Genomic DNA, 24,011 nt, shown 5'->3' with positions numbered 1-24,011 from the left:
TCGGGCACCGACCAGGCTCCCATATGCCTACAGGGCGGGCCCGTCCGGCACACCCGGGTGCCGCCGGACGGGCCCGCCCCGGGGAACCGTTATCCGCCGAGCTCCTGGTGACGGGCCGCCAGTCGCGCCGCGCCGGCCTCGGTGAGCGAGCCGAAGAGCCGCAGCCGTGAGATCCCGCCGTCCGGGAAGATGTCGATCCGCACCCGAGTGCCGCACACGGGCTCCGGCAGGACGAAGCGGTGGTTGGTGTCGGGCTGCAGCCGGGTGCGGGGCAGGATCTCGGTCCACTCCTCGCCCTCCCCGTCGCTCACCGACAGCGTCGCCCAGCCCGCCGCGTTGCCCTTGAGGTAGGCCGTGTCGATCTCGACCGCGCGGATCTCCGAGCGTGCGGCCAGCCGGTAGCGGATCCAGTCGTTGCCCTTGTCCCGCCGGCGGCGGGTCTCCCAGCCGTCGTCCATCTTGTGCGAGCGGCCCGGCGCGATGGTGTTCGTGGCCGGGGAGTAGAAGCGGTCGGAGGCGTCCTCGACCTGTCCGCCGTTCTCCAGGGCGGCGAGGTCGAACGTACCGAGGGCCGCGAGCCAGGCGGGGTCGGGGACTGCCTCGCCGTACACCCGCAGGCGTGCGATCCCCCCGTCCGGGTGCTGGTTGAGGCGGAGGTGGGTGAAGCGCTGCTCGGCGTCGACCACGAAGCCGTTGGCCGCGTGGCCGCCGACGGCCGTACGGGGTACGAGGGGCGTCCACGCCACACCGGGCGCCAGAAGGTCCTCGGGGGACGGCGATCCGGGGAGGGAGGTCGCCTCGACCGAGACGGACTGCGGGTAGTTGCCGCGGAAGTGGGCGGTGTCGACGACCAGTCCGCGGACGACTCCGGGTGCGCCCAGGCGTATGAGGGCCCAGTCGTGGTCCTCGTCGGTGGGGTGGGGCTCGGTGGCGCCCGCACCGCGTCGGCGGCGGGTCTCCCAGCCGTCCATGATCTTGCCCTTGTGGCCGAAGCGCTCCGGGTCGAACTCCGCGGGCCCAGGCTTCAGCAGGTTCTCGCGTTCGGCGAAGAACTCGTCGTTGGCGGCGACGACGCCCGCGCCCAGCCGCCGGTCGGCGAGGTCGAGGAGCGAGGTGAAGGGAAAGTCCGCGGTGCGGTAGTCGGCGTACGGGTCGCCGCCTCCGTACGGGCTCGCGTCGCCGGTGAAGTGCCGTGTCGGCGTCATGGTTCAGTGGTTCCTTTCGAGGAGGCGGCCGGTGGGCCCGGCGAGTACGCCGTCGGCCGCGATCCGCTGCCCGCGCAGCCAGGTCGACCTGACGACGCCGTACAGCGTCCGGCCCGCGTAGGCGGTCACCTGGTTGCGGTGGAACAGCTCGGCCGGGTCGACGGTGAAGGACGCGTCGGGGTCCAGGACGGCGAAGTCCGCGTCGCGGCCCGCCTCGATGGCGCCCTTGCGGGTGAGTCCGGCGAGGCCGGCGGGGGCGGCGGACATCCATCGGGCGACGTCGTCGAGGGTGTGGCCGCGCCGGCGCGCCTCGGTCCAGACGGCGGGCAGACCCAGCTGCAGGGAGGAGATGCCGCCCCAGGCGGAGGCGAAGTCCGGCGTCTTCAGATCGGTGGTGCAGGGCGAGTGGTCGGAGACGATGCAGTCGATCGTGCCGTCGGCCAGCCCGGCCCAGAGCGCGTCCTGGTTGGCGGCCTCCCGGATGGGCGGGCAGCACTTGAACTCCGTCGCGCCGTCGGGGACTTCCTCGGCCGTGAGGGTGAGGAAGTGCGGGCAGGACTCGACGGTGACCTGGACGCCCTCGCGTCTGGCCTCGGAGATCAGCGGCAGGGCGTCGGCGGAGGAGAGGTGCAGGACGTGGACGCGGGCGTTCAGTCGCCGCGCATGGGCGATGAGGCCCTCGATCGCCGTGTTCTCCGCGTCGCGCGGCCGTGAGGCGAGGAAGTCGGCGTAGGCGGGTCCGCCCTGCTGCGGGGCGGACGCCAGGTGGTGGGGGTCCTCGGCGTGCACGATGAGGAGTCCCCCGAAGCCGGTGATCTCGGCCATGGACCGGGCCAGCTGCTCCTGGTCCAGCTCGGGGAACTCCTCGACGCCGGAGGGCGAGAGGAAGCACTTGAAGCCGAAGACTCCCGCCTCGTACAGCGGCCGCAGGTCCTTCGTGTTGGACGGGATCGCGCCGCCCCAGAAACCGGTGTCGATGTGCGCCTTGGACGCGGCCACCCGCTGCTTCGTGCGCAGGTGCTCGACGGTCGTGGTCGGCGGGAGCGAGTTGAGCGGCATGTCCAGCAGGGTCGTGATGCCACCCGCCGCCGCGGCCCGCGTGGCGGTCCAGAAGCCCTCCCACTCGGTGCGGCCGGGGTCGTTCACATGGACGTGGGTGTCGACGAGGCCGGGCAGCAGCACGTCGTCACCGAAGTCCTCCAGACGGGCACCGGCGGGCACCCCGGTGTCGTACGGGAGGACGGCCTCGATCACCCCGCCGGCCACGACGACCGCGGCGGCGCGGGTCCCCTCGGGGGTGACGACACGGGTGGAGCGCAGCACCAGCCCCACGTCCGCCTCCGTCTCCGCTTTCGCATCCGCACCGGCCACGCGCGCCCCTTCCTCAGAATTCAACGAACTGTTGAAGGAGTCTTCACTCGGGGACACGGCCCGTCAAGACCCCACCCTCCCCTCGGGACCCCCAGAAGACCACTCGCACCACCCGGAGGGTATTTCCACAAAGTAAAAGTTCAATTTCGGCATACGGAACGTAGAATGCCGCCAGGAGTGGCCCCGCGAGCCCGCGGCCGGGCTGCGGACCCGACCGCCGACAACGGGACAGAACGGGTCCTGACCGGCAAGGACGCCGCACCGGGAGCAGTGGGCCGATCGGGAACAGCCCGGTAGGCTGCTGCCTTGCCCCTGCCTCGAAAGGACCGTTGACGTGCCGCCGTCCCACGCCAGCACTTCCGACTCCAAGCCCGCCGGCTCCAGCGGCGGGGTGCAGTCCCTCGAACGTGCCTTCGATCTGTTGGAGCGCATGGCGGATGCCGGGGGCGAGGTCGGCCTCAGCGAGCTCTCCGCGAGCAGTGGGCTCCCGCTGCCGACCATCCACCGGCTGATGCGCACCCTCGTGGTGGCCGGATACGTGCGCCAGCAGCCCAACCGGCGCTACGCGCTGGGCCCGCGCCTGATCCGGCTCGGCGAGTCCGCGTCCCGGCTGCTGGGCACCTGGGCACGGCCCTACCTCCAGCGGCTCGTCGAGGAGACCGGCGAGACGGCGAACATGGCGCTGCTCGACGGGGACGAGATCGTGTACGTCGCCCAGGTGCCCTCGAAGCACTCGATGCGGATGTTCACCGAGGTGGGCCGCCGGGTGCTCCCGCACTCCACGGGTGTGGGCAAGGCCCTGCTGGCGAACACACCGGCCGACGAGGTCCGGGCGCTGCTGGCCCGTACGGGCATGCCCGCGGCCACCGAGAAGACGATCACCACCCCGGACGGCTTCCTGGACGCGCTGGAGCAGGTGCGCAGGGCGGGCTACGCGGTGGACGACAACGAGCAGGAGATCGGGGTGCGCTGCCTCGCCGTGTCGGTGCCCAACTCCCCCACCTCGGCCGCCCTCTCCATCTCCGGTCCGGCGGGGCGGGTGACGGAGGCGGCGACGGAGCGGATCGTGCCGATCCTGCAGCAGACCGCGAAGGAGCTCTCCGAGGCACTGGCCAGCAGCGGCGGCGCGGCGGGCTGACCCCCGGAGCGGGTGAAGGGTCCCGACGCCCGTTCCGGGTGCCTGGTCCCGCGCTTCAGCGGCAGGACGTCGCGGCCGGTGCCGTCAGCCGTCCGTCCTCCATCGTCACCGTCCCGTCCACCCGGTCCAGGTGCGCCAGGTCGTGGGTGACCAGGACCGTGGCCGTCGACCGTTCCCGGGTCAGCGCGGCCAGCAGGTCCAGGACCGCGGCGCCCCGTTCGTGGTCGAGTGCGCTGGTCGGTTCGTCGACGAGCAGCACGGCGGGCTCGTTCATCAGGGCCCGCGCGATGTTGATCCGCTGGCGCTCGCCGCCCGACAGCTGGTGCGGCCTGCGGTCCGCCCGGTCGGCCAGGCCGACCGCGTCCAGGAGCTCCTCCGCCCGGGCCCGGGCCGCGCGTACGGATCCGCCGGACAGGTGCGCCATCACCTGCACCTGTTCCGCGGCGGTCAGTGACGGCAGCAGGTTCGGCTGCTGGAAGACGATGCCGATGCGCTCCCTGCGCAGCGCCGCCTTCTCCGCACGGCCGAGCCCGGCGGTGTCCGTGCCCGCCACGACGACCCGCCCCTGGTCCGGGGTGACCAGCGTGGCGGCGATGGCGAGCAGGCTGGACTTGCCGGACCCCGACGGTCCGACGACCGCGGTCAGCGTGCCCGCGGGAACGTCCAGCGAGACCCGGTCGAGGGCGGTGAGCCGTGCGTCCCCGTCGGGGTAGGTGAGGGTGACGTCGGCGAGGGTGAGGGTCATCGGGCACTCCCGAGTGCGGTGAGCGGGTCGACGGCGGTGATCCGCCGGATGGACAGCGCGGCCCCGAGCGCACCGAGCGCGATCATGACGGCGGCCGGCACGAGTACGGTCGACGCGTCCAGGACGAACGGCACGGCGCCGGCACCTCCCCCGATGAGCGCACCGATGCCCGCGGCGAGCACGGTGCCCGTGCCCGTACCGGCGGCGAGCATCACGACGGCCTGTCCGAGCGCGTCCCGCAGCAGGTACGGGGTGGAGGCACCCAGCGCTTTGAGCACGGCGACATCGGCGCCGCGCTGGATGGTCCAGACGGTGAAGAAGGCGCCGATGACCAGGGCGGAGATGGCGAAGAGGAAGCCCCGCATCAGCTGGAGCGAGCCGTTCTCCGCCTGGTAGGAGCCGATCGCGGTGAGGGATTCGTCCAGGGTCAGGGTGCGGGTGCCCGCCGCCAGGTCGCCGGCCGCAAGGTCGGCTCCGTGCGTCGTCAGCGCGATCACGGTGGCCCGTGCCATGCTGCCGCCGTCCCGGCCGAAGCCCTGCCAGTCGTCGAGCGAGGCCCACACCACCGGGGTGTGGCTGTACGAGGCGTCGCCCGCGACCGCGTCGACGGTCACCTCGGCGCCGCTCAGCCGGACGGTGTCGCCCGCGCCGGCCCCGAGGGCTTCGGCGGCCTGCTCGGAGAGCACCACCCGGCCCGGTGCCACCGCTCCGGGCGCGAGCCCGCCGTCCGGCCGGACGCCGAACGCCGAGACCGCGGCCGTACGGTCCCCCTCCCCGGTGGCGGCGTCCAGCGTCCGGATCCCGAGGGGCTCGGCGGCGGTGACTCCGGGCAGGGCGGCCCAGGTGCGCCAGGCATTCTCCTCGACCGCCGAGTCGGTGAAGGACACCGGGCGGCCGTCCGGTGGGGCCGCGAACGCCAGACGTTCGGCGCCCAGCCCCGTGACGGCCGAGGTGTTCTCCCTGGCCAGCCCGGCCGTCAGGCCGGACAGCAGCCCCACGAGCAGCGTGATCAGCACCACGACCGCGCCCATGAGCGCGAACCGGCCCCTGGCGAACCTCAGATCTCTCCATGCGACGAACATGACTCCAGATTCGGGCCCCGGGCCCGGACGGACATCGCACGCCGGACGGGGCGGACATCAACCTTTCGGTTGACCGGTCGCGGGCCGGTCGCCCCTACGCTGGAACGACCATGGATCCGCGTGCGCACACCCACGTCACCACCGCCCTGCGGCTCTGTCTGCACGCGCTGCTGGTGGGGCTGCTCGCGCTCGCCGCGACCCGCTCGATGGACGACACCGCGTTCGTCGTGCTCGCGGCGGTGATGGCCGCGCTCTACGGGGCGGGCGCGCTGGCCCCCGTCGTACTGCCGCACACCCGGGCCGCCGCCCTCTGGCTGGCCGCGCTGGGCGCGGTCTGGCTGGCCCTTCTCGCCCTGTCGCCCGACGCCCTGTGGGTGGCCTTCCCGCTCTACTTCCTGCAGCTGCACCTGCTTCCGGTGCGCTGGGGGCTGGCCGCCGTGGCGGTCACCGCGGCCGGTGCCATCACCGGCTTCCTGCTGCACGACCAGGAGATCGGTCCGGGTACGTTCATCGGCCCGCTGCTCGGTGCGGCGGTGGCCGTCGCGACCGCGTGGGGGTACGACGCGCTGTTCCGGGAGAGCGAGCGGCGCCGCGAGCTCATCGAGGAGCTGGTCTCCACCCGGGCGGAGCTCGCCGAGGCGGAGCGCGACGCGGGCACCCTGGCCGAGCGGGAGCGGCTGGCCCGCGAGATCCACGACACCCTCGCCCAGGGGTTGTCCAGCATCCAGCTCCTGCTGCGGGCCGCCGAGCGCACGCTCCCCCATGACGCACCGGCCACCCCTCATGTGCGCCGGGCCCGTGAGGCCGCGCAGGACAATCTGGCCGAGGCCCGCCGCTTCGTGCGGGCGCTGAGTCCGCCGGACCTGGAGCACGGTTCGCTGGCGGCGGCCCTGTCCCGGCTGTCGTCCCGCACCTCGACACCGGAGCTCGCCGTGCAGTTCGCGGTCAGCGGCACGCCGGTGGTGCTGCCGACCCCGTACGAGGTGGCGCTGCTCCGCACCGCGCAGTCGGCGCTGGCCAACACGGTGCGGCACTCCGGCGCACGGCGGGCGGAGATCACTCTCAGCTTCATGGAGACGTCGGTGTCCCTGGACGTCGTGGACGACGGGTGCGGCTTCGACCCGGGCGCCACGGACGGGGTACGGCGGAGCTCGGGCAGCGGGGGCTTCGGCCTGCCCGCGATGCGTTCGCGGGCCCGTTCGCTGCGCGGCACGCTGAGCGTGGAGTCGGCGCCGGACCAGGGCACGGCGCTGGCGGTCACGCTGCCGCTGCCACTCCCCCATCCGCCGGCCGACGGAGAGGACCCCGCCGCATGACCCCCCGCACGACCGGCCCGATCAGGCTGCTGCTCGCCGATGACCACCCGGTCGTCCGGGCCGGCCTGCGCGCGGTGCTCGACACGGAACAGGACTTCGAGGTCGTCGCCGAGGCCGCGACCGCCGAGCGGGCCGTCGCCCTCGCGGCGACCGGCGCCTTCGACGTCGTCCTGATGGACCTGCAGTTCGGCGCGGGGATGCACGGCGCGGAGGCGACCGCCGCGATCACGGCTGCGGCGGACGCGCCCCGGGTGCTGATCCTCACCACGTACGAGTCGGACGCGGACATCCTGGCAGCCGTCGAGGCGGGGGCCGGGGGCTATCTGCTCAAGGACGCCCCTCCGGAGGAGCTGGCGGCGGCGGTGCGCACGGCGGCGGCCGGCCGCTCGGCACTCGCCCCGGCGGTCGCCCACCGTCTGATGGACCGGATGCGCACCCCCGCGCAGGCCCTGACCAAGCGCGAGCTGGAGGTCCTCCAGCTCGTCGGCGAGGGCCTGTCGAACCAGCAGATCAGCAAGCGGCTGTTCCTGAGCCAGGCGACGGTGAAGTCCCACCTGGTGCACATCTACGCCAAGCTCGGAGTCGACTCACGCACCTCGGCGGTCGCTGCGGCCACCGCGCGCCGTCTGCTCCGCCGCTGACCTCACGAGTGGCGCGGCGGCTCCCCGAAGAGGTCCACGGCGATCCGTACGGCCCGCAGGCCGGGCGCCAGTGCGCTGACCGATCCGATCGCCCCCGCGACCAGCAGCAGCGAGCGGCGGAGCCGGGGGATCTCGGGCGTACCACTGGCCGCCATGGCGTCCAGCGCCGCGAGCTCGTCCTCGGCGATGCCCCGGTCCGGGAACTCGGAAGGATGGCCGGCCAGCTCGCGCCGGAGCCGGGACACGGCCGTACGCAGCTCCGTCACCCTCAGGTCCTCATCACCGCGCAACCGCTTCTGCCCCACACTTCGCAACAAAGCACTCCCCCTCGCGCCACTGCGTGCCGCAGTACTCATCAGATCCCGGACGGCGGTCAAGTGCCCAGGGTTGTAAGCAAGTTAACGCCATAAAAGGCGGCGCGCGCCACCGCGCGGACACAAAAGAGTACCCGTGAGGGTGACATGCCTTTCGCCTGTGCGAACGGGGCGGTGGTATCCAGGGGCCATGGCTCACACACAACCCGTCCCGGTGATCGCAGGGGTGCTGCTGGCCGCAGGTGGCGGCCGTCGGCTCGGTGGCCGGCCGAAGGCGCTGCTGGAACACCGCGACCGTCCGCTGGTCGAGCACGCGGTGCGTGCGCTGCGCAACGGCGGGTGCGGCCCCGTCCATGTGGTGCTCGGTGCCGCGGCCGAGGAGGTGCGGGCGCGGGCGGACCTCTCCGGGTGCGTGACCACCGTCAACCCCTGGTGGGAGGAGGGCATGGGTTCCTCGCTCCGGGCGGGACTCGGGGAGCTGGTCGGCTCGGACGTGGACGCGGCGCTCGTGCTCCTGGTCGACCAGCCGGGCATCGGGGCGGAGGCGGTGGCGCGGGTGCGGTCGGCCTACCGCACCCGGTCGTCCCTCGCGGCGGCGGCGTACGGCGGGAAGCGCGGCCATCCGGTGCTGTTCGGGGCCGACCGGTGGGCGGACATCGCCGCGGGCGCGACCGGCGACCGGGGCGCACGGGAGTACCTGCGGGCGCACCACGATGCGATCACGCTCGTCGAGTGTTCCGATGTGGCTCAGGCTTTCGACATCGACACGGCGGAGGATCTGCGGCACCTGGAGTGACCGGTGGTGCCCGCCCTGGCACGGTGGGCCACCGCGGGCGCACCTCTGTCGACCCGGAGAATCTCGACATCAACAAACCATTGAACTTCCACCATGAGGAAACTAATATCCACTGATCAGAAGCTCTGCAGGACCGCTTCTGCCCCCGGACGGCACCCACGGCCGCATCCCGGAGCCCTGGCACCCCGTGCCGCACCCGGGCGACCCGGCGACCGCGGCACACCGTCCGCACCGCCCCGCTGAAGGAGTGACAGCTCATGTCCGCACCAGCGCCGTCCCCGCTGGCCATCGTCGACGCCGAGCCCCTGCCGAGGCAGGACGAGGTCCTGACCGATGCGGCCCTCGCGTTCGTGGCCGAGCTGCACCGGCGGTTCACCCCGCGGCGCGACGAGCTGCTCGCCCGCCGGGGCGAGCGCCGCGCCGAGATCGCCCGCACCTCCACACTGGACTTCCTGCCCGAGACGGCGGCGATCCGCGCGGACGACTCCTGGAAGGTCGCCCCGGCCCCGGCCGCGCTGAACGACCGCCGGGTGGAGATCACCGGCCCGACCGACCGCAAGATGACCATCAACGCCCTGAACTCGGGCGCCAAGGTCTGGCTCGCCGACTTCGAGGACGCGTCCGCCCCCACGTGGGAGAACGTGATCACCGGCCAGCTCAACCTGAGCGACGCGTACACCCGGAACATCGACTTCACCGACCCGAAGTCCGGCAAGTCGTACGCCCTCGAGCCCGCCGAGGAGCTCGCGACCGTGGTCACCCGCCCGCGCGGCTGGCACCTGGACGAGCGCCACCTGCAGTTGGACGGCACACCCGTGCCCGGTGCGCTGGTCGACTTCGGCCTCTACTTCTTCCACAACGCCCAGCGGCTGATCGACCTGGGCAAGGGCCCGTACTTCTACCTCCCGAAGACGGAGTCGCACCTGGAGGCCCGTCTCTGGAACGACATCTTCGTCTTCGCCCAGGACTACGTCGGCATCCCGCAGGGCACGGTCCGTGCGACGGTCCTGATCGAGACGATCACCGCCGCTTACGAGATGGAGGAGATCCTCTACGAGCTCCGCGACCACGCCTCCGGGCTGAACGCGGGCCGCTGGGACTACTTGTTCTCCATCGTCAAGAACTTCCGTGACGGTGGACCGAAGTTCGTCCTGCCGGACCGCAACCTCGTCACGATGACCGCCCCGTTCATGCGGGCGTACACCGAACTCCTCGTCCGTACCTGCCACAAGCGCGGGGCGCACGCCATCGGCGGCATGGCGGCCTTCATCCCCTCGCGGCGCGACGCGGAGGTCAACAAGGTCGCCTTCGAGAAGGTCAAGGCCGACAAGGACCGCGAGGCCGGCGACGGCTTCGACGGCTCCTGGGTGGCCCACCCGGACCTCGTCCCGATCGCGATGGCCTCGTTCGACGCCGTCCTCGGCGAGAAGCCGAACCAGAAGGACCGCCTGCGCGAGGACGTCTCGGTGGCGGCGGGCGACCTGATCGCCATCGACACCCTGGACGCGAAGCCCACGTACGACGGTCTGCGCAACGCCGTCGCGGTCGGCATCCGCTACATCGAGGCGTGGCTGCGGGGCATGGGCGCGGTCGCCATCTTCAACCTGATGGAGGACGCGGCCACCGCGGAGATCTCGCGCTCGCAGATCTGGCAGTGGATCAACGCGGACGTCGTCTTCGAGAACGGCGAGCACGCCACGGCGGACCTGGCCCGCAAGGTCGCCACCGAGGAACTGGCCGCGATCCGCGCGGAACTCGGCGACGAGGCGTTCGCCGCGGGGAAGTGGCAGCAGGCCCACGACCTGCTGCTCCAGGTCTCGCTGGACCAGGACTACGCCGACTTCCTGACGCTGCCGGCGTACGAGCAGCTGCGCTGACACCTCGCGCGCTCCCGACCGCCCCCGGTGCCGCACGGCGCCGGGGGCGGTGTGCGGCCGGGGACAGTGCGATGCCGGCCGGCCCGCAACGCGACGGGCGGCCGCGGAGCGAGCCGAGAGGGGGCGCCGCACGGGCCGGTCAGCCGAGGGGCGTACGACGCTTCCGGCAGACGGGCAGATCAGCGGCGACCCTACGGAGGAAACAGACCGCGCCGCGCACGAGCAGAACGTTCACGGCGGCCCCGAGCCCGCCGGCGAGCGCCGAGCCGACGGCACCTGGCTCGCCCCCTCCCCCGCCGAAGTCGCCGAACGCCACGGTGAGCGGCATGAGGACGAAGACGTAGAGGACGTTCAGCCCGGGCTGCGACAGCCAGAACACCAGCACTTCCGCGAGCGAGGATCCCTGCGCGCCCGCGATCAGCCCGGCGAGGGCCGTGAGGGCGACGTACGCGAGGGCGAGGGCCCGAGCGGTCCGGAAACGGCTGCTACGGCTCATGATTGCGGGCCTCTCCTCATGACGCACGACGCACCGGAAGTGGCCGCCCGGCCTGCCACGCCCTCACTTTTGAACACGTTCGAAACCTATCACCCGACCGCCGGTGAGGCCCACGGCCGGCCGACGGCCCACGGGCCTCGTCCAGCCCTCCGAGGTACCCGTCAGCGCAATGCGTTGATGCGGCCGGGCCCGCCCTCGAGCCGACGCTGCCTGTACAGCTCCGCGATGTCCGCCTCCAGGCACGTGCGGATGTCCGCGCCCATCCTGCGCCACCCGAAGAACTCGCACGCCTGCTTGATCAACTCGTCCTGGGTCATGCCGGGACACTCCGCCGCGAGCTCGCTCAGCGCCAACTGCCGCTCAGCCGGCGCGATGTACGTGACCTTGCGCGCCGCCTCCCCGTCCTCCGCCCGCCGCGCCCTGACGCTGCCCCCACCGGCCGCCGCGTAGAAGTCGCCCTGCGAGGAGAAGCCTCCCGAGCGGACCAGCTGGTGGGCCACGGCGCGGACGTTGTCCCGAATGCGGTTCCCCGCCCGGCCCACGCCCCACGCCTCACGGGCGCGCTGCACCAGGAGGTCCTCGTGGATGGGCCCTTCGGAGCCGATGATCTGCGCCAGCACCTCCTTCAGTGCCGGCCTGGCCTCCACCGTGTGCAGCTCGTGGCCGCCGGAGGTGGCTGTGATCCGGCAGGCACGATACGGAGCACTCCACTCACGCTGCACCTCCACGTCGACGGGAACCCGCTCGTACTCGATACCGGCCGGCGCCTCCGCCCGCGCGGGTACGGGTGTGAGGGGAACGGTGAGCACCCGCCCGCCGGACTGACCGGCCGGACTGACCGCGGAGGCCACGGCTACGGATTCCGCCTCCGCCGGTGCCGAGGGCCCCGGCTGCACCGACGCCGTCAGCGGGCCCCGGGCGATCGCCTGCTCGACCGCCTCGCGCAGCCGGAGCTCCGCCGCCGCCCTCCCCCGGTACCAGTCGGTGCCCCAGATCCGGTACAACCGCCAGCCGAGGCCGTTCAACACCTGCTCGCGCAGCCGGTCCCGGTCCCGGGCCGTCTTCGAGGAGTGGTACATCGCCCCGTCGCACTCGATGCCCAGGGCGTAGGCGCCCGGCAGCTCCGGGTGCCGCAGGCCGAGGTCGATGCGGTAGCCGGCGACGCCGACCTGCGGCTGGACCTGGTAGCCCCAGTCACGCAGCACGGCCAGTACGGACTCCTCGAAGGGGCTGTCCGGCTCCGCGTCGGACTGGATGACGTCACGGGCGAGGACGGCGGGACCGTTCTCCGCGTACTCCAGGTAGCGCTTGAGGTGCTGGACGCTCTCGTTCGCACTGTCGGCCAGGCTCGCGCCGCGGAAGGAGGCGACGACCTCCATGCGGTAGCGGGCGCGGGTGACGGCGACATTGAGGCGCCGCCAGCCGCCCCCCTTGTTGATGGGGCCGAAGTTCAGCCCGAGCTTGCCGTGCTCGTCGGGGCCGTAGCCGACCGACATGATCATCACGTCACGTTCGTCGCCCTGTACCGACTCGAGGTTCTTGACGAAGAAGCCGTCGAGGCGGCCCTCGGTGAAGCAGTGCTCGAGGTCCGGGCGCACGAGACGGGCCTGCTGCACGGCCTGGTCGATGGCCGAGGCCTGTGCCTGGGAGAGGGCGACCACACCGAGGGTCCGGCCGGGGCGGGTGTCGAAGTGGTGGATGACGCGATCGGCGACGTAGCTCGCCTCGGCCCGGTTGTCGCGGCGGCCGCCCCGGTCGTAGACGCCGTCGGCCTTGAGGAAGGCGACACCGACGTCGTTGCCCTCGTCGAGGGCGCCGGGGAAGGTCACCATCGAGTTCTGGTAGAACGAGCGGTTGCTGAAGGTGATCAGATTCTCGTGGCGGCTGCGGTAGTGCCAGCGCAGGGGCAGTTCCCGCATGGCGCCGGCTTTGCAGGCGTGCAGCAGGGACTCGAAGGATTCGGGCGCGTCCTCCTCGTACTCGTCCGAGTCGTCCTCACCCGCGGAGTCGAAGAACGAGGTCGGCGGCAGCTGCTTGTCGTCCCCGGCCACGACGAGCGTACGTCCGCGATAGATGCAGTTGATCGCGTCGCTGGGCCGGACCTGTGAGGCCTCGTCGAAGACGACCACATCGAAGTGGTAGTCGGCGGGCAGGAATTGACTGACCGTCAGTGGACTCATCATGAAGCAGGGCTTGATCGGCTGCACGACCTCGCGTGTCCGGCCGAGCAGCTCACGCACGGGCATGTGCCGGGTCTTCTTCTCGGCCTCGCGGGTGATGACGGCGCCGCCCCCGCTGCCGAAGCGGCGGGGCCGGCGCTTGTTGCACGCCTCGATCACGGCTCCGCCCGCGGCCGCGATCAGACGGCGGTCGGCTTCCTTGTAGTCCGCCACGCGTGCGTCCAGGTCGTCCGAACGGGTCGTGCGCAGGCGTGCGTCGGTGGCGAGGATGCCGTCGGCCCAGGACCGGAGCATCGCCTGCTCCACGATGTGGGGCAGTTGCCGCGGATCGACGGACCGCTCGGCCGCGCTCGCCACGAGGCCGTCGGCACCATGGCGGGCGAGGACGTCGAGGCCGTCACGGTGGGCGTGCCACTCCTCGGGACCGTGCGGGTCGGCGAGGAACGTGCCGACCACCTGCTGCGCCTGTTCGAAGGTGTCCAGCAGGAGCGGGGAGAGCTGCCCTTGCCGGGCAGGACCGAAGAGGCCGAGCAGCGTGGCCACGGACGTGCTCCAGCGCTCGGCCCGGCGGGTGGAGATCGCACACCAGTCGCCCAGCGACCGCCTGACATCGGCGGCCAGCAGCGCCGGCAGGCGGTCCGTCTCGACACCGTCGGCGAGCTGCCCGGCGAGCAGGTCCCACCCGTCGGCTTCGCGGCCCAGGGCGGCCACGCGGTCGGCGGTGGCCAGTGCCTCGTCGAGCACGTCCAGCGCTTCCCGTTCACGGGGGACGTAGCGGCCCAGGAGGGTGGCGTGCTCGGACGCGAGGCGTGCCGCTTCGGCCGCGGCCACGTGCCAGGCCAGTGCGTGCTCCAGGCGGCCGACGAGCGGTTTGGCCCAGGTCCCGGAGTGGGTGAGGGCCGCGACGGCTGCACGGTCCGCCTTGTAACGGGCCGAGAACCGGGCCCGCAGCCCACGGTGCTGATCCGCGAAACGGGCCACCAGATCCGCCAGGTCCGCCGCATCGAGGACGCGCTCGTGGAAGACGTCCTCGGCGGCCGTGCGCGCCTCGGTCTCGGCCTCCAGGGCCTGCCGCAGCTCCTGCGCGGCCCGGTGCGCGCGGCGCAGGGTGTCGCGGTCGAACCACCCGCGTGGCGGGCGGTGCTCGGCGGTGGTCAGGTCCGCGAGCTCGCAGAGGGCGAAGGCCGCGTCGACCTCCCCCCGCTTCGGCACGCCGAACAGGTCGGCGAGCTGCGCGAGCCGGCCGGACACGTCGTCGGGGAGGGGCGCGTCGGGCGAGCCGATGCCGTCGGGGAGGCCGGCCCGCACGGAGCGTACGGCCTGCTGGAGTGCGCGGACCGACCGGGCTTCGTCGACACTCCCCGCGAAGGGGCGGCGGCCTGCCACGGTCTGCAGTGCGGCGAGAGCGTCGGACGCCTCGGTGGCGACCTGGTGCGCCGATGTCCCGACCAGCCCGCGCCAGGGGAAGGCCTCCCCCTCGGCTGCGGGACGCCAGGCTCTGCTGACCGCCTGGGCTGCTTCGGCGAGCTCCTGCAGCGCTCCGGCGCTCAGGGTCTGGACGGTCTTCGCGTTCTGGGCCGACAACGGCAGTTGCGGTGTGCCCGCACGCTCCAGCTGGACGAGTCGTCCGAGGACGTCGTGGAGGGTCTGCCGGAGGGGCTCCCGCTCCTGGTTCATACCGGCGGCGTACGCGGACAGCTCCTCGCGCAGACGCCGGGCCCGCTCCAGTTCGTGCTCGGCGGCTCCGGTGACGCGGGCCTCGGTGGTCAGCACCCGGGCGAGCTCGGTGGCGACCGCCTTCTTGCTCGTGTCACCGCTGTGGAGCGCCATGACGAAGTCGCCGAGGCCCACGCCGCGCAGACGGTTGCGTACGACGTCGAGCGCAGCAGCCTTCTCACTGACGAACAGGACGCTGCGCCCGGCGTGCATGAGGGCGGCGATCATGTTGGTGATCGTCTGGCTCTTGCCGGTACCGGGCGGGCCGCTCATCACGAAGGACCTGTTGTCGAGTGCCGCGGCGATGCACTGGCGCTGAGAGGCGTCGGCGTCCAGCACCAGCGGGGTCTTCTCGGGCAGCTGGACGTCGTCGATGCGGTCCAGCTCGGGCGGCTCGAAGCCGATGAGGTCGTCGGGCAGGCCCGCGTCGGGGCCGAGGGCCACGGCGCGGACCAGCGGATGCCCGAGGATCCGGTCCTCGTTCTGCTGGAGGTCCTGGTACATCGCTTCGCGGTGCGAGGCGAACAGGCCGAGTACGACCCGCTCGTCGACGGACCAGCCCTTCTGCCGGGCACAGACGGCGCGGGCCGCGGAGAACAGGGCGGGCAGGTCGTTGACGTCGGTGGCGGTGACCGTGGACCAGTCGACGCCCATCCGCTCCAGCTTCACAGCGAGTGCGGGATTGTGGGCCCGGTCCTGGTTGTCGGCCAGGTGGAGCCGGTACCCGCGACGAGTGTCACGGCGCAGTTCCACGGGGACCAGCAACAGCGGTGCGAGGCTGCCCTCGTGGGCGCCGTCCTCGCGCCAGTCCAGCATGCCGATCCCCAGCCACAGCACCCACAGGCCGTAGTCGTTGAACATCTGACCGGACTTCTGCCTCAGCTGGTACAGGGCGCTGTCCAACGTCGCCTGGGTGGCCTTCTGGGTGACCAGTCCCGGGTCGGCACGGCGTTCGGCCGCATCGCGGTCCTCGTCGCCGGCCTCCACCACCGGCGCGAACTCCCGGCCCTTGGCGAGTACCGGAAGCAGGGACCCCGCGTCGGGCGAGGTGATCTCCAGAGTCGACGTCCTGGTGTGCCGGAAGTTCAGCAGGCGGTTCCGTCCGCCCATGTCCAGGAGGGAGTTGCGCCACCCGTCGAGCACGGCCTTCAGCCGGTCGAGACCCGGATCGCTCGCGTCGGCGGACAGGGTCTGGGGCTGACGGGGCATGGGGCAGGTACCTCCTGAGCAGGGCGCACAGGGGTATCCACTCTCAACAGGTCCCCCCTGGAGGTATCTACTTATCAGCCCAGATGGTCCGACACGCCGGTGCAGGGCAACACGATATGTATCTGTTGTGAAGGACCGAACAAATCAGGACCTGAAGAGCTCTCGGAAAACAGTCGCACTGGCGTGCGACTAGCGCTCTTCTGGAGCTATGATCACGCACGGCAAGGCTGTAGCGCAGAGGTCGTCGCGCCCTAGCATCGAGCTGGAGGACGTCGGTTCGAATCCGACCGGTCTTGCCGCCTTTTCGTGAAGGAAAGTCGATGGCGTCGGCGTCCTGGACGGGCGGCGGACGCGGTCGTCCGTCCCCGCCGGAATCCGGCGGGGACTGGGGAGTTGTGATGTCGCAGCCAATGCCCGTGCGCTGCCCCGTGATCGAGCACCCGGACATTCCGCTCGCCGACACGGCACTGCTGGATCCGCTGCTGGCACGGCTCGCGGAGGAGCCGCCCGTCGGGGCGGACGAGGTGTTCCCGCTGGGGACCCTGCGTGCGGACGGGCGCGTTGATCTGTGCAAGCAGGGACTCGGTGCCGCCGGTGCGGCCCGGGTGATGCCCGCTCTCGTACGGTCACCGCACGCCACCCATGCCCTGCTCGGCACCAACTCCCTCGGTGACGAGGGTGCCGGTGCGGTCGCGGACGCGCTGCGCGGTGGCCGTCACCCGCTGCGGACCGTCTATCTCGGCTGCAACCGCATCGGGGCCGAAGGGGCCGCCGCGCTCGCCGACGCCCTGGACGAGGACGACACCGTCAGGGCCCTGTGGCTGAAGCGCAATCCGCTGGGCGACCCCGGTGTCCGGGTCCTCGCGCGGATGCTGGCCCGCAACACCGCGCTGCGCACCCTGGACCTGGTCAACAGCGGAATCACCGCCGCCGGACTGGAGGTGCTGCTCGGGGTGCTGACCACCCGCAAGCGGCCCGTGGAGCGGCTGTTCCTCGGCGGCAACGGCCTCGGCCCGGAGACCGCACCCGCGCTCGCCGCGCTGATCCGTGAGGCGGGCGTGCGGGAGCTGTACGTGCCTGCCAACCACCTGGGCGACGCGGGGGCCGCGGTGCTCGCCGCCGCGGCCGACCCGGCGCGCCCGGTGCGGCTGGGGCTGGGCGGCAACGGCATCGGGCCGGCGGGCGCGTGCGCCCTGGCGGGTGCGCTCGACGGGATCGAGGCGCTCGACCTCGGACGCCCGATGTCGGAGCGCAGCCTCGGGGCGACGGGCAACGCGACGGGCGACGCCGGGGCCCACGCACTGGCCGGCGCGCTGCGCGGCAGCCCGCTGCGGCGTCTGGAGCTGGCGCACACCGGGCTGACCGGGCGGGGCGCGAAGACCCTGCTGGGTGCCGTGGGAGCGGACTCCCGGCTGGAGTACGTGGGGTTGGGCCCGGGGCTCCCCCGCAAGGTGAAGCGCTCCTTCGCGACCCGGCTGCGCCCGGACGGCGGCGCCCACACGGATCTGCGTGCGATACGGAGCGTCTACCGGTGAGGCACCGCCCGGACGACCCCTTCATCCCGGCCGAGGAGGCGTCCAGTCTGCGGAGGGCGCGTCAGTACGCGGTGCCCCGCTGGATGGTCGAGCGGGCCACGGAACGCCGACTGGCGGGCGACTGGCGGGGCGCGCTCGCCGTGGCCGGGGTCGACGCGGCCTTCGACCCTGCCCGGGTGGCGGCCGAGCACGGTACGGCCGTGGCCGGGGCGCTCGTGTCGGACCTCCAGCACCTGGCGCCCGATCTGGTGCGCTGGCACCTGCCCCGGGTGCTGGGCGGACGCTCGACGGTCTCCACCGACCGCACCGTCGTCCTGGCGGGCTACCGGGACGGGGCAGGTCTGCCCCTCGCCCCGTATCTGCACCTGCGTACGCCCCCGATGGTCGACGGACCCCAGCGGCTCACCCTGGACTTCGGGGCCGTCCCCGGCGAGACCTCTCCCGGTGTGTTCGGCTCCGGCACCGAGGACTGGCGGGCGGCCCGGTACGCGTGGGACGCGCGGCGCACGGGCGACCTGCGTGCCGCGGCCGGCATCGGGGATCGGATCCCGTTCCTCCACCCCGACGGCACACCCCGTGCGCCGCGGGAGCCCGCCCCGCCGGACCGCGGTGACGCCGCGGCGAGGGCGGAGCGGGTGTCGCTGCTGCACCGGGACGGCAGGGTGGCCGAGGCGTTCGCGGCTGCGGGCGTCGAGTGGGATCCGACGCCGCCGGAGTCGGACCGCTCCTGGTACCGCGTGGAGCCGGAGAAGGTCATCGCCTCGATGGCCCTCGACATCCCGAGGCTGGAGTCGGGAGTGCGGCGGTCGATGGCGGCGACCGGTACGGAGCGCTTCCGGATCGGCGCCCACTGGCGGGGGCACGTCCTGCTGGAACTCACCGGTCACAGCGCGGGCGGACGGCTCCGGGCGAGTGTCGTGGAACCGGGAACGGCCACGGCGGCCGCCTTCCTCCCCGAGGTGGTCTGGCGCCGCCTGCCGGACCTCGACCTGCTGCGGGCCGGGCGTATGCCCGCGCGGTGGCTGCACCCGCTCGTCGCCGGGGCGCTCCTCCCCGCGCTGGAGGGCCCGTTCGGTGCGCCGGGCCCGTCGGCTCCGCGGCCCGTGCGGGTACGGTGCCGCGGCGACTGGCACGAGGTCGTCTTCCGGGACGGTGCGCTCCGCTCCCCGCACACCGAGGAGGAGCGGAACCGCGAGAGCGCCATGCGTGCGTTCGGCGGCGCCGTGGCAGGCTGCTTCGCGGTCGAGCACTCCTGCACGTCGGGGACGGGCCGGCTTCCCAGAGCGCTGCGGGCACAGCGCCAGGAGCTCTTCCTGCGCGTCCAGCACGGGGACACCCCGGGTGTCCTGGAGCTGCTGGACGCCGGTGTCGACCTGCGCGTACGGGACGGCAGGCGGCGCGGGCTGCTGCATGTGCTGCACCTGCTCGACCACGAGGCGCTGCTGCCCCGGCTACTGGCGGCGGGGCTCGACCTCGAGGCCCTGGACCACCATGACCGGACCCCCCTGGGCGTCGTGGTGAGCGAGGGGGGCTCCGCCGCGCTGGTCCGGGCTCTGCTGGACGCCGGGGCCCGCATCGACGTGATCGACCAGATGGAGCTCTCGCTGGCCCAGGTGATCCGCCGGTACAAGCGCGCGGACCTTGGCTTCCTCCGGGAGCGGGTGCTGGCCGAGCATCCGGGCATCGGGTCGGACTGGTACGACGAGTGGCAGCAGCAGAAGGAAGAGGACGAGGAACAGTGAGCACCACCATCCGGCCCCCGTCCCCGGCCCCCGGCCCCCTGGACGCGGCGGACGAGCTCAACCGGCGGCTGCGCACCACCCGCACCGAGCCGTCCCGCAGCCCGCAGCTGGAGGCACTGGCACTTGCGGTGACCGCCAATCAGCCGGTGCTGCTGTGGGGCGAGCCGGGGATCGGCAAGTCCGCCGGCATGGAGCAGCTCGCCGCCGGTCTGGGTCTCGGCCTGGAGACGGTCATCGCCAGTGTCCACGAGCCGTCGGACTTTGCCGGTCTGCCGGTCGTGGGTGACGACCCGGCCGTGACGGGTGTGCCGATGGCGCCGCCGGACTGGGCGGTGCGCCTCGCCCGCAGGGGGCAGGGGCTGCTCTTCTTCGACGAGCTGTCGTCCGCGCCGCCCGCCGTGCAGGCCGCGCTGCTGCGGGTCGTGCTCGAACGCCGGGTGGGCAGCCTCGAGTTGCCGGAGGCGGTACGCATCGTGGCGGCGGCGAACCCGCCGTCGAGCGCGGCGGACGGCTGGCACCTCAGCCCGCCGCTGGCCAACCGCTTCGTCCACCTGCGGTGGACACACGACCCTCGCACCGTCGCCCGTGGGATGGCCGGGACGTGGCCCGCGCTGGGTGTGCCGGTCGTCGAACCCGCCAAGGTGCCCGGCGCCGCCGCCCGTGCGCGGGGCGCCGTCTCCGGCTTCCTGACCGCGCGGCCCGGCCTGGTCCACCACCTCCCGGCCGACGCGGAGAGCCGGGGCCGGGCCTGGCCGTCCCCGCGCACCTGGGACATGGCCCTGCGGCTGCTCGCCACCGGGTACGCGACGGGTGCCGGCCGGGAGGCGGTCGCCGCCGCCCTCACCGGGGCCGTCGGGGACGGGGCGGGCATCGAGCTGCTGTCGTACCTGGAACACCTCGACCTGCCCGACCCGGACCGTGTGCTCGCCGACCCGGACGCCTTCGCCCTGCCCGAGCGCGGGGACCGGCAGCTCGCCTTCCTGATCGCGGTCGTCGCCGCCGTTCAGGGTGACCTGACCCGGAAGCGCTGGGAGGCGGGCTGGGCCGTGCTGGCCAAGGCCGTGGACGCGGGGGTGCCCGATGTGGCCGCCCGGGCCGCGGTCGACCTGGCGGCGATGCGCAGCCTCGACTGGCCGGTGCCGCCGGGGATCGACGGGTTCCTGGACCTGCTGCGGCAGTCCGGCGCCCTGCCGCAGGGAGGCTGAGCTGGACACGACGAAGCTCCTCGCGGCGCGCTACCGGGCGGCCCAGGACCGCCCGTACCTTGCGTCGGCGCTGTACGCCCTGACGGTGGTGCCGAGCGACGAGGTGCCGACCATGGGCGTGGACCGGCACTGGCGCTGCTACGTGTCGCCCGGGTTCGTCGACCGGACGCCGGTGGCGGAACTGGCGGCGGTGTGGGTGCACGAGGTGGCGCATCTGCTGCGCGACCACCACGGGCGGGCCGGGCTGCTGCCCGCGGCGGACCAGCGGGACCGGCACCGGGTGAACGTCGCGCAGGACTGCGAGATCAACGACGACCTGGTCTCCGACGGGCTGCCGCTGCCCGCCGGGCGCCTGGAGCCACGCCTCTTCGGCCTTCCGGAGGGGCAGCTCTTCGAGGTGTACCTGGCCGCGCTGCCCCCGTCCGGCTTCACCCACGACTGCGGATCGGGCGCCCATGGGCAGCCGGTGCCCTGGGAGTCGGGCGGGCGGGACACGGGCCCGGCGGGGGTGGGCCCGGTCGAGGCCGAGGCGCTGAGGCGCCACACCGCGGAGGCGATGCGCGCCCATGTGCGGGCCAGGGGCACCCTGCCCGGTGGCTGGCGGCGCTGGGCCGACGAGATCTGTGAGCCGACGGTCGACTGGCGGCAGGCACTCGCGGGTGCGGTGCGCGAGGGCGCCGCCTGGGCCGCCGGGGCGATCGACTACACCTACCGCCGGCCGTCCCGCCGCAGCGCTTCGCTGCGCGGTGTGGTCCTGCCGAGTCTCAGGCGTCCGCTGCCCCGGGTGGCGGTCGTCATCGACACCTCGGGTTCCATGGGTGGGTCCGAGATCGCCGCGGCCCTGGCCGAGGTCACCGGCGTCCTGCGTGAGGTGGGGATCCGGGGCAACCGGGTGACCGTCCTGGCCTGCGACGCGGATGTGCGGGCCGTCTCCCGCGTGACGTCCGCGGAACAGATCACCCTGAGCGGCGGTGGCGGCACCGACATGCGGGTCGGCATCGCCGCGGCGCTGGAGGTGCGGGAGCGCCCGCACATCGTCATCGTCCTGACGGACGGCCTCACCCCCTGGCCGGACGAGAACCCGTCGTGCAGGATCATCGCCGCCCTCATCGGCCCGTCCGCCCCTGCCGCTCCTCCGTGGGTCGAGTCGGTACGCATCACCGGCTGAGCCCGTCGCCCGGCCGGTCCGGGTGTGCCGCTCCCGGACCGGCGGGCGCCGGGCTCAGCGCACCGCCGTGGACGGGACGTCCGCGTAGTCGTCGAACTGCAGCGAGACGGCGTGCTGGTCGGAGGGCCAGTCGGGCACCACGAGGGTCGCGGTCGCCCCGCCGGTGCCGCGCATCGTCTGGGTGACGGGGATCGCCCCCCGGGCCTGCGCGTCGGCCGGGAGGTAGAGGTCGGTGGCCGTGAGGAACGGGACCCGGTCGAAGGGCGGCAGCGGCACGTCGAGCCGGCTCACACCGTCGCAGCCCCGGTCGAACACGAACACACCGAGTATCTGGCGGAGTTGGGGCGAGACGGCCGGGTTGAGGACGTCGGTCCCGCCGATGCGGAGGCGGTCGTCGTCCGCCGTGCCCGCACGCCACTCCCGGGCGCGGACGACGGTGAGGGCCGTGTGCCCGGGACAGGTGTCGATGGAATCGGCGACACCGCCCGGCGGCGAGACGAGGAGCCGCACGAAGCGGTCACTGCGCTCGAACGGTTCGAAGTAGAAGTGGCTGACGCGCTCCCCGTCGCGGACGAGGGCCAGTTCGTAGTGTCCGCGCCCGTTGACGCGGAGCGGGCCGAAGTGTCCGTCCGCGCCCACCCGCGCGGTGTGTTGCGGGAGCAGGCCGACCCGGGCGCCCGTGCCGGGGTCGAGCCTCCACACGTCCAGACGGCCCCGGAGCCCCGCGTTCTGCGGGAAGTGCACGACCCGCCCCGCGATCTCCACCAGGCCGGGCAGCTCCGGCAGCACCCGGGTGGTGTGCGGCGGCCTGCCGCGGAGGAAGGCGTAGATGTGACCGAAGCTCTCGGCGGAGGTGGCGGACTCCGTGTGGCCCGCCTGCGGCTCATGGACGTTGACCGCCCCGGGGATCGACCCGTTCGGCTGGAGACTGCTCCAGATCGCGAGCGTGGGCACTCCGCCGGGCGGCGCGGACGCCGTGCGGCCGTCCAGATTCACGTACTTGGCCACCTCCGCGGCCCGCTCCGGCACGGACAGGTACGCCTGTACGACGCGCGTACCCCGCGAGTGCGCCAGGATGTCGACCCGTGCCGCGCCGGTGCGCGCCCGGACGGAGTCGACCAGTGCCTCCAGACCGGCGATCGCGTGGTCGTCGGTCGCCACGGAGGTGTCGTACTCGTGGACGTACAGCAGGTCGTCGCGGTAGCCGTTGCCGGAGAACCGCTGGGCCTGCGACTGCCACTGCTGCGCCGAACCCTGCTGGCCGTGCACGAAGATCACGGGATTGACCGTCGTGCGCGGTGCGGCCTCGGACCGCGTCGGGTCCGTCAGCGCGCCGAGGGTCGCGACGAGTGCGAGGACTACGGCGTACAGAATGGTCCGGCCCGTCCGGGCCGGCAGGGAACCGGTCATGATCTCCTCCGGGGTCGCGTCGTCGGAGTCGGAAGCTACGGCCGGTACCTGCCGGGCCACCAGACGGTGACGCGAGGGTGAGACGGCGGTCTCAGGTCCGGTTCAGAGGGTTTGCCGGAGTACGGCACGGGCAGCGCGTTCCGCCAGCGCGGGGTCCAGCCGGCGGCTGCTCAGCAGTTCGGCGTACAGCGCGGACTCGACGACCCGGACGTAGAGGTAGGCCAGTTCGTCGACGCCCGCCTCGGGCCAGAGCGGCCTGCCCTCCCCCGCCTCCAGCAGAATGGCCCGCTGGGCCAGCACGGCCCGCCGGTGCACGCCTCCGCCCGTCAGCAGACGCCGCGCCGTCTCGGGCTCGGCCCGGAGGAAGGCGCGGAACGGTGCGGAGCCGCGCAGGGCCGTCACGAAGTAACGGGTGATCTCCAGAACCCCGTCCACACCCCCACGGGTACGCCGGCGTCGCGCCCGGTCCAGCAGATGGTCGGCCAACTGCCACAGCACGTCTGCCAGGAGACCGTCCCGGCTGCCCACCACGCGGTAGAGAGTGGCCCGGCTGATCGCGAGGTCGCGGGCGAGCGCCTCCATGTCCACCGTGCCGTGCCGCAGGAAGTACCGGCAGGCGCTGTGCACCACATGACCCCGGCTGACCACGCGCCGGGCAGACCCCGCACCCGGCACGACAGACCCGCCTCCTCGTCCGGCCACCCCTCCCGGGCGGCGCCGGTACCTTACCGTGCGGCGGCCCCGACCTCCTCGCGCTGTACGCGCCGGCTCCCGGACTGTACGCGGCACCGGGCGTAACCGGTCCGGCCGGACGGCGTTGGCCGATCCGTAGGCGGGGACGGCCGGTTCGGGGCGTGCGGGGTGA

18 protein-coding genes and 1 tRNA gene are annotated in these 24,011 nt (G+C 73.1%); 10 read left to right on the top strand and 9 right to left on the bottom strand.

What is annotated here, in order from left to right; translation table 11 throughout:
- Positions 1 to 89 precede the first annotated feature (89 nt).
- On the bottom strand, positions 90 to 1,205 hold the full coding sequence (alc, locus tag OG927_RS27240; RefSeq protein ID WP_330320932.1) for an allantoicase: 1,116 nt from the start codon (positions 1,203 to 1,205) through the stop codon (positions 90 to 92).
- Between the two features lie 3 nt (positions 1,206 to 1,208).
- A complete protein-coding gene (allB, locus tag OG927_RS27235) occupies positions 1,209 to 2,576 on the bottom strand; it encodes an allantoinase AllB (RefSeq protein WP_124280700.1) in 1,368 nt (455 codons plus the stop codon).
- Positions 2,577 to 2,910: 334 nt separating this feature from the next.
- Between allB and OG927_RS27230 the strand changes: the two genes are divergently transcribed.
- Positions 2,911 to 3,714 (top strand): IclR family transcriptional regulator, encoded by an 804-nt coding sequence (locus OG927_RS27230; RefSeq protein WP_056792124.1) that lies wholly within the window; start codon positions 2,911 to 2,913, stop codon positions 3,712 to 3,714.
- A gap of 55 nt (positions 3,715 to 3,769) precedes the next feature.
- Here OG927_RS27230 and OG927_RS27225 read toward each other — a convergent pair whose 3' ends face one another.
- Positions 3,770 to 4,459 carry an ABC transporter ATP-binding protein gene (locus OG927_RS27225; RefSeq protein ID WP_056792123.1) on the bottom strand — a complete coding sequence of 230 codons (690 nt, stop codon included), beginning with the start codon at positions 4,457 to 4,459 and terminating at the stop codon, positions 3,770 to 3,772.
- Positions 4,456 to 5,541, bottom strand: coding sequence for an ABC transporter permease (locus OG927_RS27220; RefSeq protein ID WP_056792122.1), 1,086 nt, complete (start codon positions 5,539 to 5,541; stop codon positions 4,456 to 4,458). The genes OG927_RS27225 and OG927_RS27220 overlap by 4 nt, the downstream gene beginning before the upstream one ends.
- Before the next feature lie 110 nt (positions 5,542 to 5,651).
- Here OG927_RS27220 and OG927_RS27215 point away from each other — a divergent pair, with 110 nt between their 5' ends.
- Positions 5,652 to 6,857, top strand: coding sequence for a sensor histidine kinase (locus OG927_RS27215; RefSeq protein WP_330320931.1), 1,206 nt, complete (start codon positions 5,652 to 5,654; stop codon positions 6,855 to 6,857).
- Entirely contained in the window at positions 6,854 to 7,498 is a 645-nt protein-coding gene (locus tag OG927_RS27210; protein ID WP_056792120.1) for a response regulator, read from the top strand. The genes OG927_RS27215 and OG927_RS27210 overlap by 4 nt, the downstream gene beginning before the upstream one ends.
- Before the next feature lie 2 nt (positions 7,499 to 7,500).
- Here the strand turns inward: OG927_RS27210 and OG927_RS27205 are convergent, their stop codons facing one another.
- Positions 7,501 to 7,815: a DUF5955 family protein gene (locus OG927_RS27205; RefSeq protein ID WP_056792119.1), complete on the bottom strand. Its 315-nt coding sequence runs from the start codon at positions 7,813 to 7,815 to the stop codon at positions 7,501 to 7,503.
- 187 nt (positions 7,816 to 8,002) lie between these two features.
- Between OG927_RS27205 and OG927_RS27200 the strand changes: the two genes are divergently transcribed.
- Both OG927_RS27200 and aceB read left to right on the top strand, forming a co-directional pair.
- Complete coding sequence (locus tag OG927_RS27200; RefSeq protein ID WP_209469407.1) at positions 8,003 to 8,608, top strand: nucleotidyltransferase family protein; 606 nt, start codon at positions 8,003 to 8,005, stop codon at positions 8,606 to 8,608.
- 257 nt (positions 8,609 to 8,865) lie between these two features.
- Entirely contained in the window at positions 8,866 to 10,485 is a 1,620-nt protein-coding gene (gene aceB, locus OG927_RS27195) for a malate synthase A (protein WP_124280704.1), read from the top strand.
- Between the two features lie 139 nt (positions 10,486 to 10,624).
- Here aceB and OG927_RS27190 read toward each other — a convergent pair whose 3' ends face one another.
- The gene (locus OG927_RS27190; RefSeq protein WP_330320930.1) at positions 10,625 to 10,981 is read right to left on the bottom strand and encodes a hypothetical protein; all 357 of its coding nucleotides are present in this window, start codon (positions 10,979 to 10,981) and stop codon (positions 10,625 to 10,627) included.
- 161 nt (positions 10,982 to 11,142) lie between these two features.
- Positions 11,143 to 16,086, bottom strand: a complete 4,944-nt coding sequence (locus OG927_RS27185; protein WP_330320929.1) for a DUF3320 domain-containing protein — start codon at positions 16,084 to 16,086, stop codon at positions 11,143 to 11,145.
- A 223-nt stretch (positions 16,087 to 16,309) separates the two neighbouring features.
- Here OG927_RS27185 and OG927_RS27180 point away from each other — a divergent pair.
- The 5 genes from OG927_RS27180 (at position 16,310) to OG927_RS27160 (ending at position 21,736) form a co-directional block, all read left to right on the top strand.
- Positions 16,310 to 16,382, top strand: a tRNA-Arg gene (locus OG927_RS27180).
- Positions 16,383 to 16,484: 102 nt separating this feature from the next.
- Complete coding sequence (locus tag OG927_RS27175) at positions 16,485 to 17,621, top strand: leucine-rich repeat domain-containing protein (protein ID WP_209469411.1); 1,137 nt, start codon at positions 16,485 to 16,487, stop codon at positions 17,619 to 17,621.
- Positions 17,618 to 19,363: an ankyrin repeat domain-containing protein gene (locus OG927_RS27170; protein WP_330320928.1), complete on the top strand. Its 1,746-nt coding sequence runs from the start codon at positions 17,618 to 17,620 to the stop codon at positions 19,361 to 19,363. Before OG927_RS27175 ends, OG927_RS27170 begins: the two co-directional genes overlap by 4 nt.
- Entirely contained in the window at positions 19,360 to 20,568 is a 1,209-nt protein-coding gene (locus tag OG927_RS27165) for an AAA family ATPase (RefSeq protein ID WP_330320927.1), read from the top strand. Before OG927_RS27170 ends, OG927_RS27165 begins: the two co-directional genes overlap by 4 nt.
- 1 nt (position 20,569) lies before the next feature.
- Complete coding sequence (locus OG927_RS27160) at positions 20,570 to 21,736, top strand: vWA domain-containing protein (protein ID WP_330321360.1); 1,167 nt, start codon at positions 20,570 to 20,572, stop codon at positions 21,734 to 21,736.
- A 54-nt stretch (positions 21,737 to 21,790) separates the two neighbouring features.
- On the opposite strand, the gene OG927_RS27155 is transcribed toward OG927_RS27160, so the two are convergent.
- Together OG927_RS27155 and OG927_RS27150 are read right to left on the bottom strand one after the other, a co-directional pair.
- Positions 21,791 to 23,146, bottom strand: a complete 1,356-nt coding sequence (locus tag OG927_RS27155; protein ID WP_330320926.1) for a hypothetical protein — start codon at positions 23,144 to 23,146, stop codon at positions 21,791 to 21,793.
- 102 nt (positions 23,147 to 23,248) lie between these two features.
- A complete protein-coding gene (locus OG927_RS27150) occupies positions 23,249 to 23,794 on the bottom strand; it encodes a QsdR family transcriptional regulator (RefSeq protein WP_199862756.1) in 546 nt (181 codons plus the stop codon).
- Positions 23,795 to 24,011 lie beyond the last annotated feature (217 nt).

The sequence above is a fragment of the Streptomyces clavifer genome, from assembly GCF_036345975.1.
GTDB lineage: Bacteria > Actinomycetota > Actinomycetes > Streptomycetales > Streptomycetaceae > Streptomyces > Streptomyces clavifer.
The sequence above is the reverse complement of the archived record's forward strand: the minus strand, read 5'-3'. Positions and strand labels throughout refer to the sequence as shown.

Bases quoted from the DNA above. Each gene is read 5' to 3' on its own strand.
- OG927_RS27200 (WP_209469407.1), top strand. From the start codon at position 8,003: ATGGCTCACACACAACCCGTCCCGGTGATCGCAGGGGTGCTGCTGGCC.
- aceB (WP_124280704.1), top strand. From the start codon at position 8,866: ATGTCCGCACCAGCGCCGTCCCCGCTGGCCATCGTCGACGCCGAGCCC.
- OG927_RS27190 (WP_330320930.1), bottom strand. From the start codon at position 10,981: ATGAGCCGTAGCAGCCGTTTCCGGACCGCTCGGGCCCTCGCCCTCGCG.
- OG927_RS27220 (WP_056792122.1), bottom strand. From the start codon at position 5,541: ATGTTCGTCGCATGGAGAGATCTGAGGTTCGCCAGGGGCCGGTTCGCG.
- OG927_RS27155 (WP_330320926.1), bottom strand. From the start codon at position 23,146: ATGACCGGTTCCCTGCCGGCCCGGACGGGCCGGACCATTCTGTACGCC.
- OG927_RS27210 (WP_056792120.1), top strand. From the start codon at position 6,854: ATGACCCCCCGCACGACCGGCCCGATCAGGCTGCTGCTCGCCGATGAC.
- OG927_RS27225 (WP_056792123.1), bottom strand. From the start codon at position 4,459: ATGACCCTCACCCTCGCCGACGTCACCCTCACCTACCCCGACGGGGAC.
- OG927_RS27185 (WP_330320929.1), bottom strand. From the start codon at position 16,086: ATGCCCCGTCAGCCCCAGACCCTGTCCGCCGACGCGAGCGATCCGGGT.
- OG927_RS27215 (WP_330320931.1), top strand. From the start codon at position 5,652: ATGGATCCGCGTGCGCACACCCACGTCACCACCGCCCTGCGGCTCTGT.
- alc (WP_330320932.1), bottom strand. From the start codon at position 1,205: ATGACGCCGACACGGCACTTCACCGGCGACGCGAGCCCGTACGGAGGC.
- OG927_RS27175 (WP_209469411.1), top strand. From the start codon at position 16,485: ATGTCGCAGCCAATGCCCGTGCGCTGCCCCGTGATCGAGCACCCGGAC.